The 17,630-nt window shown below is 32.7% G+C and carries 16 protein-coding genes; 6 read left to right on the forward strand and 10 right to left on the reverse strand.

What is annotated here, in order from left to right; genetic code table 11:
- Positions 1 to 8: 8 nt before the first annotated feature.
- Both ACFQ0S_RS02180 and ACFQ0S_RS02185 read right to left on the reverse strand, forming a co-directional pair.
- Complete coding sequence (locus tag ACFQ0S_RS02180) at positions 9 to 1,154, reverse strand: sensor histidine kinase (protein ID WP_379752735.1); 1,146 nt, start codon at positions 1,152 to 1,154, stop codon at positions 9 to 11.
- A 135-nt stretch (positions 1,155 to 1,289) separates the two neighbouring features.
- Positions 1,290 to 3,851: a starch-binding protein gene (locus ACFQ0S_RS02185; protein ID WP_379752738.1), complete on the reverse strand. Its 2,562-nt coding sequence runs from the start codon at positions 3,849 to 3,851 to the stop codon at positions 1,290 to 1,292.
- A 540-nt stretch (positions 3,852 to 4,391) separates the two neighbouring features.
- Between ACFQ0S_RS02185 and ACFQ0S_RS02190 the strand changes: the two genes are divergently transcribed.
- Complete coding sequence (locus tag ACFQ0S_RS02190) at positions 4,392 to 4,766, forward strand: DUF3127 domain-containing protein (RefSeq protein WP_379752741.1); 375 nt, start codon at positions 4,392 to 4,394, stop codon at positions 4,764 to 4,766.
- A 20-nt stretch (positions 4,767 to 4,786) separates the two neighbouring features.
- Here the strand turns inward: ACFQ0S_RS02190 and ACFQ0S_RS02195 are convergent, their stop codons facing one another.
- Positions 4,787 to 5,509, reverse strand: a complete 723-nt coding sequence (locus ACFQ0S_RS02195; RefSeq protein ID WP_379752744.1) for a phosphatase PAP2 family protein — start codon at positions 5,507 to 5,509, stop codon at positions 4,787 to 4,789.
- Between the two features lie 116 nt (positions 5,510 to 5,625).
- On the opposite strand from ACFQ0S_RS02195, the gene aat reads away from it, so the two are divergent.
- Positions 5,626 to 6,273: a leucyl/phenylalanyl-tRNA--protein transferase gene (aat, locus tag ACFQ0S_RS02200; RefSeq protein WP_379752747.1), complete on the forward strand. Its 648-nt coding sequence runs from the start codon at positions 5,626 to 5,628 to the stop codon at positions 6,271 to 6,273.
- On the opposite strand, the gene ACFQ0S_RS02205 is transcribed toward aat, so the two are convergent.
- From ACFQ0S_RS02205 to rplM, 6 genes are all read right to left on the reverse strand, one after another.
- A complete protein-coding gene (locus ACFQ0S_RS02205) occupies positions 6,270 to 6,830 on the reverse strand; it encodes a DNA-3-methyladenine glycosylase I (RefSeq protein WP_379752750.1) in 561 nt (186 codons plus the stop codon). The genes aat and ACFQ0S_RS02205 overlap by 4 nt on opposite strands.
- A gap of 1 nt (position 6,831) precedes the next feature.
- Positions 6,832 to 7,479 (reverse strand): queuosine precursor transporter, encoded by a 648-nt coding sequence (locus ACFQ0S_RS02210; RefSeq protein ID WP_379753040.1) that lies wholly within the window; start codon positions 7,477 to 7,479, stop codon positions 6,832 to 6,834.
- A 128-nt stretch (positions 7,480 to 7,607) separates the two neighbouring features.
- Positions 7,608 to 8,432, reverse strand: coding sequence for a translation elongation factor Ts (gene tsf / locus ACFQ0S_RS02215; protein ID WP_379752753.1), 825 nt, complete (start codon positions 8,430 to 8,432; stop codon positions 7,608 to 7,610).
- A gap of 101 nt (positions 8,433 to 8,533) precedes the next feature.
- Complete coding sequence (rpsB, locus tag ACFQ0S_RS02220; RefSeq protein WP_379752756.1) at positions 8,534 to 9,349, reverse strand: 30S ribosomal protein S2; 816 nt, start codon at positions 9,347 to 9,349, stop codon at positions 8,534 to 8,536.
- Positions 9,350 to 9,578: 229 nt separating this feature from the next.
- The gene (rpsI, locus tag ACFQ0S_RS02225; protein ID WP_379752759.1) at positions 9,579 to 9,965 is read right to left on the reverse strand and encodes a 30S ribosomal protein S9; all 387 of its coding nucleotides are present in this window, start codon (positions 9,963 to 9,965) and stop codon (positions 9,579 to 9,581) included.
- On the reverse strand, positions 9,965 to 10,420 hold the full coding sequence (rplM, locus tag ACFQ0S_RS02230) for a 50S ribosomal protein L13 (protein WP_379752762.1): 456 nt from the start codon (positions 10,418 to 10,420) through the stop codon (positions 9,965 to 9,967). The genes rpsI and rplM overlap by 1 nt, the downstream gene beginning before the upstream one ends.
- Positions 10,421 to 10,851: 431 nt before the next feature.
- Between rplM and ACFQ0S_RS02235 the strand changes: the two genes are divergently transcribed.
- Genes ACFQ0S_RS02235 through ACFQ0S_RS02245 form a run of 3 tightly spaced genes read left to right on the forward strand, consistent with a single transcriptional unit; the run spans position 10,852 to position 13,161 of the window.
- Complete coding sequence (locus tag ACFQ0S_RS02235; RefSeq protein WP_379752765.1) at positions 10,852 to 11,877, forward strand: LacI family DNA-binding transcriptional regulator; 1,026 nt, start codon at positions 10,852 to 10,854, stop codon at positions 11,875 to 11,877.
- Between the two features lie 3 nt (positions 11,878 to 11,880).
- Positions 11,881 to 12,402: an ankyrin repeat domain-containing protein gene (locus ACFQ0S_RS02240; protein WP_379752768.1), complete on the forward strand. Its 522-nt coding sequence runs from the start codon at positions 11,881 to 11,883 to the stop codon at positions 12,400 to 12,402.
- A gap of 6 nt (positions 12,403 to 12,408) precedes the next feature.
- Positions 12,409 to 13,161, forward strand: a complete 753-nt coding sequence (locus ACFQ0S_RS02245) for a T9SS type A sorting domain-containing protein (RefSeq protein ID WP_379752771.1) — start codon at positions 12,409 to 12,411, stop codon at positions 13,159 to 13,161.
- Positions 13,162 to 13,287: 126 nt separating this feature from the next.
- Here the strand turns inward: ACFQ0S_RS02245 and polA are convergent, their stop codons facing one another.
- Complete coding sequence (gene polA, locus ACFQ0S_RS02250) at positions 13,288 to 16,185, reverse strand: DNA polymerase I (RefSeq protein WP_379752774.1); 2,898 nt, start codon at positions 16,183 to 16,185, stop codon at positions 13,288 to 13,290.
- Positions 16,186 to 16,334: 149 nt separating this feature from the next.
- On the opposite strand from polA, the gene ACFQ0S_RS02255 reads away from it, so the two are divergent.
- Positions 16,335 to 17,570, forward strand: coding sequence for a metallophosphoesterase (locus ACFQ0S_RS02255; RefSeq protein WP_379752777.1), 1,236 nt, complete (start codon positions 16,335 to 16,337; stop codon positions 17,568 to 17,570).
- The last annotated feature ends 60 nt before the right edge of the window (positions 17,571 to 17,630 follow it).

Here is a 17,630-nt window from a genome sequence, read left to right on the forward strand (position 1 = left end):
TCTTTTTTTTATGCTTCCGTTTTAAAACTTACTTGTATGACTGTGCCTTTATTCACTTCTGAACTTAACACTTTTATTTTTCCTTTATGATATTCTTCAACAATTCGTTTTGTTAGCGACAGCCCTAAACCCCAACCGCGTTTTTTAGTTGTAAATCCGGGTTCGAAAACAGTTTTAAATTGATTTTTAGGAATTCCTTTCCCTGAATCAGATACTTTTATTTTTACAAACTTCCCTTCTTCTTCAATAATTACTGTAAGCTGCCCTTTTCCTTTCATGGCATCGATTGCATTTTTTACCAAGTTTTCTATTGTCCAACTATGCAAAGCAGGGTTTATGGCAACTATCATCGATTTCGCAGGTGCTTTAAATGAAAAAACAACTTGTTTAGAAAATCGCGATTGCAAATAGTCATAGGACTCTTTTGTTTCTGAAATAATATCACGAAGTTCAAGCACAGGTTCTGAACCAATTTTCGAGAATCTATCGGTTATGGTTTGTAACCTAGTAATGTCTTTTTCAATTTCAGAAACTGTGGTTTCATCAACATTATCGGCTTTCATTATTTCTAACCAACCTATTAATGAGGATAAAGGAGTTCCTATTTGATGAGCAGTTTCTTTTGCCATTCCGGCCCAAAGTTTATTTTGAGTGGCCATTTTTGTACTCCTGTAAAAATTGTAAACTAATGCGCCAAATAATACAATAATGACAACTAAAGCAATCGGATAATACTTTAGTTTATTTAACAAATCAGAATCTCCATAGTATAAATAAATAAATTTACCAGGAACATATTCAATGCTAATTGGCTCATTCTGATCTTTAAGTTTTAATAACAGCTTTGAAGATTCTGATTTATTCTTTAAAATTTCCTCGTCAATATTCTTGCTATTAATTATGGTGTCATTCTCCATTAAAAGAATTGGAATGCTTGCATTTTGAAATATTTTTAATGGAAGCTCGATGTCGGTATTTTCATCTACATTTTTCAATGTTTTTTGAGCTTCTGCCCAAATCTCCATTTTTACGCGTTCCTCGTTTTTAAAAATTTGAAAAAAAGTATAAGTATTCCATAGAATTAAAGTGATAATAACAAAAGAAGCTGCAATTAAGATCCAGCGAGTAGTATTTTTTCTATTAGAAAACTGCATATATATTATTTTACGGAATAAATATAACGAAATAAATGTGTTTAGATTATAAAATAAACTTCGGGAAATATATTTTCAAAAAAAAGGCTTAAACAAATTAAATGTTTAAGCCTTGATTCAAATGTATGCAATTGTTTATTTTTTTATAACCCTTTGTATTTGTTCTTCTCCATTTTCAAGTTTCATTTGTAAAAAATAAAGACCAGAACTTAAATTACTTACATCAATTGCGTTTTCAATTGGTTTCCCTTGTTGTAAAACAGCTCCTTGGATATTCGTGATTTTAAAATTCCGAATAGCCGATGGGGAACTAATTTGGAGAATATCAGATACAGGATTAGGATACACAACCAATTTGGTTTTAGAGTTTTCAGGGTTTGACATTCTTGCAGCTGCTCCCCATGTGTAAGAATAGCCATTAGTTTTGTTCAATAAATCAGGGGTTTGATTCGCTGATCCGGTTTTGCCATTATTGAAAACAATATTTACAGACGTTGGTCCAACTATAGTATGTCTATAAAATCCATTTGCATCGGCAACCATTCTGATTCCAGGCCAAGTAGTATTGGCTACACTGCCTGTTGGCAATGCGTTCCAATAATGAATTCTAGGAATAACCGTTCCCCAAGTAGTTGGCGGCTTAAAATATACAGTTAGAGTTGTTTGACATCTATTTGCTGGTGCAGAAGTTAGCCAGGCATTGTCATAAAATCTGATGCCCGCAGTAGCACTTAAATCAGCAGTCTGTAAGGTTCCGTCATTAAAAATTATATTTGAGGCACTTACTGTTGATGGGAAAGTGAATCTATACCAACTTCCACAATCTAAAGTCATTGCTACACCAGGCCAAGTCTGAGCAGGAGCTGTCCCGTTAACACCCCAGTAAAATATTTTGACAGCTGTACCCCAGTTAGTCGGCTTTTTGAAATAAACTGTAAAAGTAGTTGGAGCAGAAAAAGTATACACTTGAGTTGATACAGCAGAACTAGTTCCAGCTGTATTTCTTACAAATGCTCTTAAAGTGGTTGTACTTGTTATAGCCAATGATTTTGTTCCTACAGCTGATAAAGAAGCAGTAGTTGGAGTTGTACCATTTAATGTATAAAAAATGGTTGAGGTTGGATTGTTTGCAGTTAAAACAACATTAACAGTCGATCCAGTAAAGAATGTACCTCCTATAGGAGCGATTGTCAAACTAGGAACATCTACTACTGGAGTAGAAAACGAATAAACTTGAGTTGACACAGCAGAACTTACATTTGCTGTATTTGTTACCAATGCTTTTAAAGTGGTTGTATTTGTTATAGCTAATGATTTTGTTCCTATAGCAGATAAAGAAGCCGTAGTTGGTGTTGAACCATCTAAAGTGTAATAAATAGTTGAAGTTGAATTATTAGCTGTCAATGCAACATTTACTGTTGTTCCAGTAACAAAGGTTCCCCCGATGGGAGCGATAGTCAAACTAGGAACATCTACAACTACCGTTGTTTTATCCCAAACGGCATAGTCTGTACCAAATGTTTTTAAAGTCCAACCAGCACCAGGATTCCATAAACCAGGGCCAATTTTTACAACGACTTTATTATCAATGGTAGCGGAGTAAAACCCAATTGTATTTGAAACTACAACAGAACTATATGCATTGATGCCATTTCCTTTTCTGATAGCCATTAGGTTATCAATAGCGGTTTTATTAGCACTATATGCAACAGTAACTCCATCTTTCTGATAAGTCCCTCCGTAGTAGTGAGGAAAGAAAACACAAGGCATTCCAGGATGAGTAAGAATATAGGCATACCCTTTCATGATGTTGTCACTTGTTACAAAACTACCAGGCTTAACAAATGTATCATGATTATCTATAAAAGTGACAGCTTTGTCAGCATAACCAAATTGTCCAGCCAAGCCAGGATAACCAGCCAGGGCACCATAATTACCATTATTAATGGCTGGTTGTAAGGCATTATAATATAAACTGAAATCAAATGCAGCAGATTTTCCTCCAGTTCCATCTATCCAAGATTTTAATGTCGCAGAATTCCCATCCCAATATTCACCCACCGAAGCATATGGAGTAGACGAATTAACATAATCACCAAAAAATCCAGCAGAAAAACCTTTAGCAACATCCCATCTCCAACTATCAAAGCCTAAACCTTTTAATCGAGTAAGGTATTCTTTTACCCCGTTTTGAACTTGTAAATTGGTGTGGTCTAAATCTCTTCCGCCATTAAAATCTTCCCCAGTATCCGGAGTTCCACAAGGCCTAGCTCCTGATATTGTTCCAAAATTTGCTTCGTCAGTACTTGTTATAGAACTGCAATCCCATGTTGGATTGGTAAAATCGGTCCAATTGGTTGTCCCCCCTCTATGATTTACAACAATATCAGCCATTGGGTGAATTCTTGGAGTGCTGGTATTCATAGCGGTTAATAAAGCTCTTAATTGAGTTTCTGTTCCATACGAAGTTTGAGAAAAGTTAAATAATTCAGTAGGGATATATCCAACACCACCTGTAGACTTACTTGGTGGCGGTAACCAAATCACATTGAAACCAGAAGCAGCATATCCGCTAGTTCGGTTTTTTAAGAAATTATATAGTCCGCCTTCAGATGAAACAGAAGCTTGAGTATGAACATCCCAGCCAAAAGCCTGAAACATAATATCATTTACGTTTGCAGCTGATTGCGCATTCATTTTTAATGAAAATAGTGAGGAAAAAAATACTACAAACAGTAGCGATTTTTTACTAAAAAAAGAGATTTTTTTTGCCTTCATAAATTTTGGTTTAGGTTAAGGTTTGTTTAATTTTTTTATGAAATTAATATTTTTTTTCAACTATTTATACAATAATTTTTTATTTAAGGCATTTTAATGTGTAAAATTCAAACTAAAACGTTGTAGTTTCATAAATTGTTGATAAATAATTAATTTTAAATTCGTAATTAAAACAATCAGACAATCAGTATTTTAAAGAATTCGTTCCTAGAATATAGTCTGCCAATTAAGAAAATAGTTGTAGTTTTATAAAAATGAATAAGGATAATTAGAAAATATAGAATCCTTGCCTACAAACAAAGAAGTTACTATATTTGTAAAACAAAATTTTGAAAGGAAAGGGGTTTTAAACGCTGACGATGAAGTAAAAAACCACCAATTAACTAAAAAAATATTTAAATAAAAATGAAGTGCTAACCGCTTGGAAGGTGCTTTTGACCAAACAATAAATTTTATATTATGGAAGTTTCAGGAAAAGTAAAAGTAGTTGGAGTAGAACAACAAGTAAGCCCAACATTTAAGAAAAGAGAATTAGTTGTTACTACAGATGAACAATATCCTCAAAGTATCATGATTGAATTCATTCAAGATAAAACCGATTTATTAAATTCCATTTCAGTTGGTGAAAATGTAAAAGTTTCTATCAATTTAGGTGGAAGAGAATGGGTTAATCCACAAGGAGAAACTAAATATTTCAACTCAATTAAAGGTTGGAGAATTGAAAAGTTAACTTCTGAAGCACCGCAAACTCAAGCACCCCCAATGCCTGCAGCAGCAGCATTTGAGCCAGCTGCAAGTTTTACTGAGGAAGAGCATGATGATTTGCCTTTTTAATTTCTAATCAAGAATAAAAATTAGTTTCTAATTAATAAACCTATGCCATACTGATTCCCAATTTGTGGAAAAAGTATTGCATGGGTTTTCTTTTTGCCAAAAGTTATCGATTGAAAAGGATTCCAATACGATACAGCCAATCCAACACCAAGACCGATTCCTGCTCCAGAAAGCACATCTGAAGTATAATGTTTGTTGTTTGCAATTCTTAAAAAACTGGTTGCCGATGCAAATAAAAAACCGCTACTTGCATACCAAATATTAGAGTCTTTATATTCATAGTACAATAAAGAAGCGTTTGTAAAGGCCAAGGCAGTATGTCCAGATGGAAAACTTTCAGTATCAGATAAATCGGGTCTTTCTTCTTTAAAAGTTCTTTTCATTGAAAATACAATTCCATACGTAATTAAGTTTGAAATAGTAATATTCAAAGTTTGATGTTTAAAGTCGGTTTTAGATTTAAAACCTAAATAATTTCCGCCATAAATTTGAGCAATAGGAGTAAACAATAAAAAATCATCAACATTACTTTTAAAATTAGTTCCAGTTGTATTTCTAATATCTTTTTGTAAATTCAGATTTAATGAAGTGTTTTTTAATAAAAAACCGCTTGTGATTAAAGCCGCTGGTGCAATAAATTGTTTATAGGTTAGCTTATTGTGAATTTTTATTGATGAAACAGTATCGCTTTGTTGTGCATTTCCATTAAAAAAAAGCAATAATAGGATTGGTAAAAATTTCATTTTCATTTTATTTATTAAAAAATAATTATTCAATTTAAAGAAGTTTTCCATCTGAACAATTATAGTTTAAATTTGCAACTAATTTAAAGTTTATATTCATTCAATAAGGCTGTGCATTGTATTTTTTAACTAAAGAATTGTATTTCCCTCCAGTAGAAGAGGCGTCTTTCGAAGGAATCTTAGCTGTAGGAGGCGATTTGTCTACAGAACGATTGTTGTTGGCTTATAGGAGTGGAGTTTTTCCATGGTTTTCTATTGATGAGCCCATTCTTTGGTGGTCGCCTTCGGAAAGAATGGTGGTTGATCCTCAAAATTATAAAGTTTCTAAAAGTATCAGGAACATTCTTAACAGAGACCTCTTTAAGATAACGATGAATAAAGATTTTGAAGCAGTCATTTACAATTGTCAAAAAATAGAAAGGAAAGGTCAAGTTGATACTTGGATTACCGATGATATTATTGAATCCTACACAAAATTACACCAGTTGGGGAAAGCGATATCTTTTGAAGTTTGGCAAAATGACGAATTAGTAGGAGGTTTATATGGTGTAGATTTAGGTCATGTTTTTTGTGGTGAAAGTATGTTTTCAAAAGTTTCGAATGCAAGTAAAGTTGCTTTTGTAAAGCTAGTCGAATATTTAAAAGAAAACAACTATGTTTTATTAGATTGTCAATTGCACAATGATTATTTAGAGCAATTAGGGGCTTTTGAAATTTCTAGAAATGCATTTATGCGGATATTAAACACTAAGAAAACAAATTAGGTTCTTTTCCAACAATCTAACACATGATCGTTTACCATTCCTGTAGCTTGCATGTGCGCATAAACAACCGTAGAACCTACAAACTTAAATCCTCTTTTTTTTAAATCTTTGCTTATTGTATCTGAAAGTGATGTTGTAACTGGAACTTCCGAAAGTGTTTTTATATTGTTAATTAAAGGTTTGCCGTCAACAAATCCCCAAATATAGTTGGAGAAGCTACTAAATTCTTCTTGTATATTTATAAAAGCGACAGCATTTGAAACAGCTGAACGAATTTTAAGTTTATTTCTGATAATTCCTGAATCGAGTAGGAGTTCCTGAATTTTATCTTCATTATAAATGGCTATTTTTTTATAATCAAAACCGTCAAACGCTTTTCTGAAATTCTCTCTTTTGTTTAGAATAGTTATCCAACTCAAACCAGCTTGAAAGGTTTCGAGAATTAAAAATTCAAATAAAGTTTTATCGTCATAAACAGGTTCTCCCCATTCTTCATCGTGGTATTTTTGATACAGCTCACTAGATAAACACCATTTGCATCTTACTTTTCCCTCCATTTTATTCGTCAGCTAAATATTTTTTTATTGCATAATGCCCTAAATAAATCAAAGGCGTTAATACAATTGCGATGATTAATTTAAAAGTATAACCTGTAAGTGCTGAGGAAATAAAAGTATCAAAATTAATTTTTCCAGGCAACCAAAAAGCAATGCCTAAAACAATAAAAGAGTCGAAAAGCTGGGATATTATTGTTGAACCAGTAGTTCTTAACCAAATTTTTTGATCACCAGTTTTATTTTTAAAGAACCAAAATAAAGTTACATCTATTAATTGTGAAAACATAAATGCAATAATGCTTCCTACAATAATCCACATACTTTGCCCAAAAACGGCTTGAAATTGTTCATCGCTTACGGGGCTTATTCCTTTAGCTGCGGGTATTCCTATTGCTACTAATAAAATTACAAAGGCATAAGCAATTAAACAAGCAGTAATTAAGGAAAGCTTTTTAACTCCTTTTTCTCCAAAATACTCATTAATCAAATCGGTCGTCAAAAAAACAATTGGCCAAGGTAAAATACCAATGCTCATTACAAATGGACCTATCTGAATTAACTTTCCACCAATTAATTCTGCAGTTACTGCATTGGTAATAAAAATTCCAGCTAGAATTACAAAAACGAAATCTTTACGGGTTTTAAACATATTTTTTAAGTTTCTCAAAATTACTATTTAATTTTTTAGAATTGCTTTGATTTAATTTAAAAAACCCCATCTCGCTTTCTAAAACAAGATAGGGTATTATATGTTTAATTCAAAAATAAAAACTTGAATTATCCTAAAGCAACTCTTTTAAAACCAGATACGATAAGATTTTTATCTAAAGATTGTACATAAGTAGCAACACTCATTTTACTATCTTTAATATAATCTTGATTTACTAATGTGTTGTCTTTAAAGAAACGATTCATTTTTCCTTTAGCAATACTATCTAACATTGCTTCTGGTTTTCCTTCTTGACGCAATACATCTTTAGCTATTTCTATTTCTTTAGCAATTGTATCAGCATCTACTCCAGCTTCGTTTAATGCAATAGGAGCCATAGCAGCTGCTTGCATAGATACGTTTCTAGCTACTTCATCAGCTCCTGCAATGTTTGCAGATAATGCTACTAAAGTTGCGATTTTATTTCCAGAGTGAATGTATGAACCAATAAAAGCTCCTTCTAATTTCTCAAAAGATCTAATTTCAATTTTTTCTCCAATAACTCCAGTTTGCTCAATTAATTTTTCGGCAACAGTTATACCGTTATAATTTGATGCTAATAAAGCTTCTTTAGTTTCAAAGTTTAAAGCTAGGTTTGCTATTTCGGTAGCCAATTTTACAAAGCTTTCATTCATTCCTACGAAGTCAGTTTCGCAATTTAATGTGATTACAACTCCGGCAGTTTTGTCAGCGTTAACTACAGCAATTGCAGCACCCTCTGTAGACTCTCTATCTGAACGATTTGCAGCAACTTTTTGACCTTTTTTACGAAGGTTTTCTATTGCTAAATCAAAATCTCCATCTGATTCTACTAATGCTTTTTTGCAGTCCATCATTCCTGCACCGGTGATTGTTCTTAATTTATTTACGTCTGCAGCAGTAATTGTTGCCATTTTTTCCTTGATTTTTAAAGTTTATAAAAAAAGTCGCTTTGTTGTGAATGGCTACAAAAGTAAGCATACATCAGCAAAACGACTTTAACCTATTGTTATTTTTACTCTGCTGCTTGTTCAGCTTCTTCAACTGCAGGAGCCGTTACTTCAGCACTAACTTCAGGAGCAGCTATTTCAGCTACAACTTCTTCAGAAACTTCTGCTTCTGTTTCAGTAGTTGCATCGGTATTTCTGTTAGAAAGGCCGTCAATAACCGCAGCAGTTACAAGAGTTAAAATTTTGTCGATTGATTTAGAAGCATCATCGTTAGCAGGAATTACATAATCTACTTCACGTGGATCTGAATTCGTATCTACCATTGCGAAAACAGGAATGTTTAATTTTTGAGCTTCTTTTATTGCAATGTGTTCTGCTTTTATATCCACTACGAACAATGCAGCTGGAAGTCTAGACATATCAGCGATTGAACCTAAGTTTTTATCTAATTTAGCACGAAGACGATCTACTTGTAAACGCTCTTTTTTAGAAAGAGTCATGAATGTACCATCTTTCTTCATTTTATCAATAGAAGCCATTTTTTTAACAGCCTTACGAATAGTTACGAAGTTAGTTAGCATTCCGCCAGGCCATCTTTCAGTGATGTATGGCATGTTTGCAGCTTTTGCTTTTTCAGCAACAATGTCTTTTGCTTGTTTTTTGGTAGCAACAAATAATATTTTTCTACCTGATGCTGCGATTTTTTTCAAAGCTTCATTGGCTTCTTCAATTTTTGCAGCAGTTTTATATAGATTGATAATGTGAATACCATTACGTTCCATATAAATGTAAGGAGCCATGTTTGGATCCCATTTTCTAGTCATGTGTCCGAAGTGAACACCTGCTTCTAGTAATTCTTTTACTTCTATTTTGTTTGACATTTTTTTCTTAGTTTACGTTCTGTTGAATTAGCAATGTGTTTTTTGAGTTTATAGTTTATAGTTTATAGTTTATAGTTTTTTAGAAAAACTTCTAACTTCTAACTTCTAACTTCTAACTTTTTCAACCCATTTAGATGCTAAACTAATTCTCGCCTCAGCGAGCAACAACAACATTGTTTTTAAATTTATTATCAGTACGTCTTGCACGAATTGCACAAGACAGGCAATATTAACGTTTAGAGAATTGGAATCTCTTACGAGCTTTTTTCTGACCGAATTTTTTACGTTCAACCATTCTTGGATCTCTTGTTAACAAACCTTCTGGTTTAAGTATAGCTCTATTTCCTTCGCCAACTTCACACATTACTCTTGCTAAAGCCATTCTTACAGCTTCTGCCTGACCAGTTGAACCACCTCCATAAACGTTTACTTTTACATCATAGTTACTTACATTTTCTGTCATAGACATTGGTTGTAATACTTTGTACTGTAAAGTAGCTGTAGGAAAATAAGTTGCAAAAGGTTTTTTGTTTACAGTAATTGTTCCTGTTCCTTCAGAAACGTAAACACGTGCAACAGCACATTTTCTTCTACCGATTTTGTGAATAACTCCCATTACTTTAGATCGTTAAGGTTAACTGTTCTAGGTTTTTGAGCGCCTTGTTTGTGCTCTGAACCTACAACAACATTTAAATTTCTGAAAAGTTCAGCTCCTAATTTGTTTTTAGGTAACATCCCTTTTACTGCTTTTTCTACTAATAATGCTGGGTTTTTACTTTGCAATACTTTGGCAGTTAAAGTTCTTTGTCCTCCAGGATACCCAGTATGACGCACATACGTTTTGTCATCCATTTTAGTACCAGTAAGGTTAATTTTTTCTGAGTTGATAACAATAACGTTATCTCCACAATCTACGTGTGGTGTGTAACTTGGTTTGTACTTGCCTCTCAAAATCATAGCGACTTTGGAAGCCAAACGGCCCAAGTTGTGTCCGTCAGCGTCTACCACAATCCATTCTTTGGATACGGTTGCTTTGCTTGCAGATACTGTTTTGTAGCTTAATGCGTTCACAATAATTTATTTTAATTAAACATTCCATCCCATATAAGGGGATGCAAAAGTACAAATATTTATTTTAAATACAAATAGCTTTAAGTCATTATTTTAACTCTTTGCGTTAATGACGTTTTATTTGGTTTAATCAGATGATAATTTTAAAGAAAACTACTTTTGCCATTTCTTATTATAAATACAAATAACTATATTTTTGTGAGGCATAAAGTATAAACAATAGAAATCTTTTATTTTTTAACATTTTTTCAAGGTTTTCTTTAAAAATAAAAAAGCTTACTACACTTAAATAAAATTATTTGATTACTTTTCTTATTTTTACGAATCATTAAATTTAAATATGAAATTGCATTTAGCAAGCTTTATAATTTATCAAAGATTAATGATTTAAATGTTATAAAATAGTACATGAATAAACAATTTTTACAAATATGAAATCTAAAGCCACGTTAAAACAAATCGCAAAGGAGCTTAATGTTTCTGTTTCGACTGTTTCTAAAGCTCTGAATGACAGTTCTGAAATTAGCGAACAAACAAAAACGAAGGTAAAGGAATATGCTAAACTTAAAAACTATAAGCCAAACGTTATTGGTTTAAACCTTAAAAACAGAAAAACTAAAACTATTGGAGTGATTATTCCAAATATATTGAATTCATTCTTTGCTAAAGTTTTCAAAGGAATAGAAAAGCTAGCTGAAGAAAAAGGCTACAATGTTATAACTTGCATTTCAAATGAGTCTTTAGAAAAAGAAATTAACACTTTAGAAATGTTGAGTAATGGCACTATTGATGGGTTTATTTTATCAATATCTGAAGAAGCGCAAAAATCAAATGAGTTTTCGCATTTTAATGATATTATAAATGAAGGTACACCTATTGTTATGTTTGATAGGGTGTCTGATAAAGTAAATTGCGATAAAGTAATTGTTGATGATTTTGAATCTTCGGTAAATGCTACACAACATTTAATTAGTTCTGGGTGTAAAAAAATAGCCTTGTTTTCTGCTATTGACAATTTAAGCGTTGGAAAATTAAGAGCTAAAGGTTACTTTAAAGCGCTAGAAAACAACAACATTAAAGTAAATGACGATATTATTGTTCTTACCGAATCAGAAGATGATTTTGATAATAAATCGAAGATGTTGTTTGCTCAAAATAAAATAGATGCCATTTTTGCTTTAGATGAACATTCATCGTCCTCTGCCATAAAATTAGGCTTAAAAAATGGCTATAAAATTCCTGAAAACTTATCTATTATTGGTTTTGCTGACGGTGTTTGGTCTAGAAGATTTTCGCCAAGTTTATCAACCGTGAGTCAGCATGGTCCCGAAATAGGGGAGGAGGCTGCTAGACTACTTATAGAAAGATTAGAGAGTAAACAAGAAGTAGAGAGTCCTTATAAAACAACAGTTATAAAAACGGAGTTACGCGAACGTGAATCTACTAAAAAACTATAATAGATGTTTAAAACATTTCTAATTATATCATTTTTAATCGTATTTCAATTTTCATTTTCTCAAGAGGAAGTAGATGTTTTTGATGTGGCAAGAGCAGGAACTGTTGAAGAAGTTAAAGAAATTCTGAAATCAAATCCTAAAGCTTTTATAGTAGTTAATAAAGAAGGTTTTTCGCCACTTATATTAGCTTGTTATAGAGGAAATAATGAAGTTGCAAAATTTTTAATCAATAACGGTAGTGATTTAAACGTATCTGGTACTATGGGAACGGCTCTAATGGCTGCAGTTGTTAAAGGGAATGATGAAATAGTCAAAATTTTGCTAGATAAAAATGCGGATATAAATGCTACAGATGCAAACGGGACTACTGCTTTAATGTATGCTGTTCAGTTTCAGAATGAATATTTAATTAAATTACTTTTAGAACACAAAGCCGACAGGTCGAGAATAGATAAAAATGGTAAAACTGCTTTTGAGTTTGCCGTTTTTTCTAAAAATGAAGCAATTATTAACTTATTAAAATAAAAAACTATGAAAACAAAATTATTTACTGCAATTTCCTTGTGCATAGCAGCTTTTTCCTTTGCGCAATTTTCAACAGGAACTGTTGCATTAACAGGCTCAAATCTATCTCTAAAAATCGATACCAATGCAACAACTGTAACAATGACTCTAACAGGCTCGAGTACAGCTTGGTTAGGAGTTGGCTTTGGAGGAACTTCTATGTCTTCGGTTTCAGATATGTTTATTTGGAATGGTACAGCTAATCGAGATTATACCGCTTCAGGAAGCCGTTCTCAACCTTCTGCAGATGCTGCTGCATCTCAAAGCTGGGCAATTGTATCTGATAATGTTGCTGGAAACATTAGAACGGTTGTTGCTACAAGAGCATTAGTTTCTGCTGGCGATTACACTTTTTTAAATGATAGTTCTACTATACCAGTAATTTTTGCTGAAGGCGCTTCTACATCTTTAGGATCAGGATCTCATAACACTAGGGGATCACGTGGATTAACAAGAACTACCTTGGGATTAGGAAATTTTAGTTTACAGGCCACTTCAGTTTTTCCAAATCCATCAAACGGTAGTTTCAAAATTAAAACAAAAACTGGGTTAAATAAGATAAACATTTATTCACAAATTGGTGCTTTTGTAAGAACAATTGAAGTTACAGACAATTCAGATAATGTTGAAGTTCAGGTTGAAGGTTTGCAAACAGGAGTATATCTGATGGAACTTGAAAATAAATCTGAAAAATCTTGGAAGAAGGTAATTGTAAATTAATTTTTATAATTTCTCTAATCTAGTTTTTTTCTATACACAGATTCCACAAATTAGCACATATTTTTCTGTGTAAATTTGTGGAATCTGTGTACATTAATATATTCTTTTACTCTCTTCAAACTAAAATCAATGCGCTTCTAACCAATTTTTACCTATTCCAATTTCTACATCTAACGGAACTTCCAATTTAAAAGCATTTTCCATTTCATATTTAATCATTGGTTTTATTTTTTCTAATTCCGAATTATGAACATCAAAAACCAATTCGTCATGTACTTGTAAAAGCATTTTTGATTTCCAATCTTCAGACGTTAGTTTTTTATGAATATTAATCATCGCAATTTTGATAATATCTGCTGCTGAACCTTGGATGGGTGCATTAACAGCATTTCGTTCGGCACCACTTTTTACCATCATATTGGCCGAATTAATATCTTTTAAGTAACGACGTCGTCCTAAAACGGTTTGCACATAGCCATGTTCACGAGCAAAATCGACTTGATTAGACATGTACGATTTTAGTTTTGGATAAGAGGCATAATACGCATCAATCAATTCGGCACTTTCTTTTCGAGACAGCGAAGTTTGATTGCTCAATCCGAATGCAGAAACACCATAAATAATTCCGAAGTTTACGGTTTTAGCATTGCTTCTTTGCTCTTTCGTAACTTCTTCTAAAGGAACATTAAATACTTTTGCCGCGGTACTTCGGTGAATGTCTTCATTGTTTTGAAAGGCTTTTATCATGTTTTCTTCGCCTGATAAAGCTGCTATTATTCGGAGTTCAATTTGCGAATAATCGGCAGAAAGTAACGTGTAATTTTCATCACGAGCAATAAACGCTTTTCTAATCAATCGTCCGCGTTCAGTTCGAATCGGAATGTTTTGTAAATTCGGATTATTGGAACTCAATCGTCCCGTTGCGGCAACGGTTTGCATATAATCAGTATGAACTCGATGTGTTTTTGTATCAACCTGATTGGGTAATGCATCAATATAGGTACTTTGCAATTTCACCATTTGTCGCCATTCTAAAATGTCTTTTACAATTGGATTATCTTTCTCTAAATAGCTTAAAATTTCTTCACCAGTGGCATATTGACCTGTTTTGGTTTTCTTTTGTTTAGTACCGCCAATTTTCATTTTATCGAATAAAATATTACCGAGTTGTTTTGGAGAAGCTAAATTGAATTTCTCGCCAGCCGTTTCGTAGATTTTTTGCTCTAATGCAGCACTTTCTTTAGCCATTTCAATCGACATCGATTTTAAATAAGGAACATCTAGATTAATTCCTTCTAATTCCATAGCAGCTAAAACAGGGATTAAAGGAATTTCGATTTCCTCAAATAATTTTTTGGTTTCGGCTTTATCTAAAATTGGGCTAAAATTTTGTTTCAATTGAAATGTAATATCAGCATCTTCGGTTGCATATTCTTTGATGTCTTCTATAGCTACATCTCGCATGGATTGTTGATTTTTTCCTTTTTTTCCAATTAAAGTTTCGATAGATTTTGGCGAATATTTTAAATACGTTTCCGATAAAACATCCATATTGTGACGCATATCAGGATTGATTAAATAATGCGCAATCATGGTATCAAATAATTTGCCTTTTATAGAAACACCATAACGAGAGAGAATTTTTAAATCGTATTTGATGTTTTGACCAATTTTTTCGATGGTTTCACTTTCAAAAAAAGGTTTGAATTTATCGATTAAAATTTGAGCTTCTTCTTGATTTTCTGGAAACGGAACATAAAATCCTTTTCCTTTTTCGAAAGAAAATGACAGTCCAACTAATTCAGCATTCAAGGCATCAATTCCAGTCGTTTCCGTATCAAAACAAACCGAACTTTGGTTTAGTAAATTTTGTAACAATAATTTTACTGGTAAATCTCCTTGAATGATTTGGTAAAAATGTTCGGTTGTTTCTAACGTTGCAAGCCCCATCCCAGCCTTCCCCGAAGGGGAAGGAGTAGCTTCATTATCCTCATAAAAACCGAATAAATCAAACTGCTCTTCATTCGATTTTTTTAGGGGACTTTTTCTTGCGGTATTATTTCCAGTTTCGGCTCCCTCTCCTTTGGAGAAGGTTGGGGAGAGGCTTCCATTGGTGTCAATTTCATCGTATTCTTTTCCAGTTCCGAAATATTTATCGAATTGCGCTTTCATTTGACGGAATTCCAATTCATTGAAAAGGGCATCTGTTTTTTCAACATCAGGTTTAGAAAGTTCGTAATCAGTAGCATTGAAAGTTACAGGACAATCTAAAAGAATTCGAGCCAACTTTTTAGATAGAATTCCTTTATCGGCATTGGCTTCGATTTTTTCTTTCATCGCACCTTTTAACTTGTCAGTATTGGCTAAAAGATTTTCCATCGAACCAAATTCTTTCAATAATTTCTTGGCAGTCACTTCGCCAACGCCAGGTAAACCGGGAATATTATCGGCAGCATCACCCATCATTCCTAAAAAATCAATGACTTGTTCTGGGCGTTCAATTTCAAATTTGGCCAATACTTCTGGGATTCCCCAAATTTCGATGTCATTTCCCATCCGCGCTGGTTTGTACATGAAGATATTTTCAGAAACCAATTGCGCAAAATCTTTATCTGGTGTAACCATAAATACTTTATAGTTCTCTTTTTCAGCTTGTTTTGCTAAAGTTCCAATTAAATCGTCAGCTTCAAAACCAGGGACTTCAATAATTGGAATATGCATCGCTTTTAGTAATTCTTGAATATACGGAACCGCAATTTTTATAGCTTCTGGAGTTTCATCACGATGTGCTTTGTATTCCTGATACATTTCATAGCGATAATCACTTCCGCCTTTATCAAAAGCTACAGCTAAATGATCGGGTTTTTCTCGTTTGATAACATCCATTAAAGCGTTCATAAACCCCATAATGGCTGAGGTGTCCATTCCTTTAGAATTAATACGAGGATTTTTTATAAAGGCAAAATAACCCCGAAAAATTAAGGCGTAAGCATCGAGAAGGTAAAGGCGTTTTTGAGTTGACATGTTTTGAATTGTAATTTTAAAACGAGTGCAAAATTTAAAAATGTAAAAATAGGGAATCGAAATCGAAAGTTTACTTTTAGAGTTAAATTTTAATTAATAAAGATTTCATGCTTATTATTAATTTGTTAATTTGCTTAAAATTTTCAAAAATGCTTTTCCGTTTCCTTTTTTTGTGCGCTCTTCTTCTAGTAATTGAGCTTTATGCTTTTCAGGCAATAAAAACGGTCGTAAAAGTTAGAGGACTATTAATAACCTATCAGATAATTAGTCTATTACTCTTTATATTTATTGTATATTCTTTTACGCAATTTGATCGTTCTGTTGGGCAAACTAAACAAACCATGATTACAATGGGTTTGCTTCTATTAGTTTTTATCCCAAAAATATTAATAACTCTAGTTTTATTTACTGAAGATATTTTTAGAGTTGGTGCTGGAGCTGTTAATTATTTAATTGAATATGATACAAGAGCCGATTTTTTACCTTCAAGAAGAAAGTTTATAAGTCAGATAGGTTTAGGTATTGCAGCTATTCCTTTCTTATCATTAATTTACGGAATGACTATAGGTAAATATAATTATAGAGTCATTAAACAGCGCATTGTTTTCCCTGATTTACCAGATGGTTTTGATGGCTTTACCATAACTCAAATTTCTGATGTTCATAGCGGTAGTTTTGATAATCCTGAGAAAATTAATTATGCAATTGATTTAATAAATGAGCAAAATTCAGATTTAATTTTGTTTACTGGCGACATTGTAAATACTCATGCCAAAGAAATGAACCCTTGGATTGAAGCTTTCAACAGAATACAACCCCATGCTTTTGGCAAATATGCTGTTCTAGGAAATCATGATTATGGAGAATATATTGATTGGCCTACTCCAGCTGATAAAGAGGAGAATTTTAAGGAAATAAAAGCGTTATATAGCAAAATTGGTTTTGATTTACTGTTGAATCAAAATAAAAAAATAAAAAAAGACTCAAGCGAGATTGTAATTGTTGGAGTTGAAAACTGGGGAAAAAATTTCAAACAAGCAGGTGATTTGAATAAAGCTTCAGAAGGATTATCCGAAAAAGATTTTAAAATATTGATGAGTCATGATCCAAGTCATTGGGAATTTGAAATTAAAAAAGATGAAAAGCATTTTCAGCTTACTCTTTCTGGACACACACATGGCTTGCAATTTGGAATTGAAATACCAGGAATTATACGTTGGAGTCCTGTGCAATATGTTTACAAGCAGTGGGCCGGATTGTACGAAAATCTAGGCAGATATATATACGTTAATCGTGGGTTTGGCTTTCATGCTTATCCTGGCAGAGTAGGTATTATGCCCGAAATCACGGTAATTCAACTAAAAAAAGGCGAAAAATTAGCATAATTCGTTTAAAGTGCTACTTTTGTATAATAATATCTTATTTACGAGGCTTTAAAAATTAAA

The organism is Flavobacterium myungsuense, from assembly GCF_042677265.1.
Taxonomy (GTDB): domain Bacteria; phylum Bacteroidota; class Bacteroidia; order Flavobacteriales; family Flavobacteriaceae; genus Flavobacterium; species Flavobacterium myungsuense.

Coding starts and splice junctions, on each gene's coding strand:
- ACFQ0S_RS02180 (WP_379752735.1), bottom strand. CDS start 1,154: ATGCAGTTTTCTAATAGAAAAAATACTACTCGCTGGATCTTAATTGCA.
- ACFQ0S_RS02185 (WP_379752738.1), bottom strand. CDS start 3,851: ATGAATGCGCAATCAGCTGCAAACGTAAATGATATTATGTTTCAGGCT.
- ACFQ0S_RS02190 (WP_379752741.1), top strand. CDS start 4,392: ATGGAAGTTTCAGGAAAAGTAAAAGTAGTTGGAGTAGAACAACAAGTA.
- ACFQ0S_RS02195 (WP_379752744.1), bottom strand. CDS start 5,509: ATGAAATTTTTACCAATCCTATTATTGCTTTTTTTTAATGGAAATGCA.
- ACFQ0S_RS02205 (WP_379752750.1), bottom strand. CDS start 6,830: ATGGAGGGAAAAGTAAGATGCAAATGGTGTTTATCTAGTGAGCTGTAT.
- ACFQ0S_RS02210 (WP_379753040.1), bottom strand. CDS start 7,479: ATGTTTAAAACCCGTAAAGATTTCGTTTTTGTAATTCTAGCTGGAATT.
- tsf (WP_379752753.1), bottom strand. CDS start 8,432: ATGGCAACAATTACTGCTGCAGACGTAAATAAATTAAGAACAATCACC.
- rpsB (WP_379752756.1), bottom strand. CDS start 9,349: ATGTCAAACAAAATAGAAGTAAAAGAATTACTAGAAGCAGGTGTTCAC.
- rpsI (WP_379752759.1), bottom strand. CDS start 9,965: ATGGGAGTTATTCACAAAATCGGTAGAAGAAAATGTGCTGTTGCACGT.
- ACFQ0S_RS02235 (WP_379752765.1), top strand. CDS start 10,852: ATGAAATCTAAAGCCACGTTAAAACAAATCGCAAAGGAGCTTAATGTT.
- ACFQ0S_RS02240 (WP_379752768.1), top strand. CDS start 11,881: ATGTTTAAAACATTTCTAATTATATCATTTTTAATCGTATTTCAATTT.
- ACFQ0S_RS02245 (WP_379752771.1), top strand. CDS start 12,409: ATGAAAACAAAATTATTTACTGCAATTTCCTTGTGCATAGCAGCTTTT.
- polA (WP_379752774.1), bottom strand. CDS start 16,185: ATGTCAACTCAAAAACGCCTTTACCTTCTCGATGCTTACGCCTTAATT.
- ACFQ0S_RS02255 (WP_379752777.1), top strand. CDS start 16,335: ATGCTTTTCCGTTTCCTTTTTTTGTGCGCTCTTCTTCTAGTAATTGAG.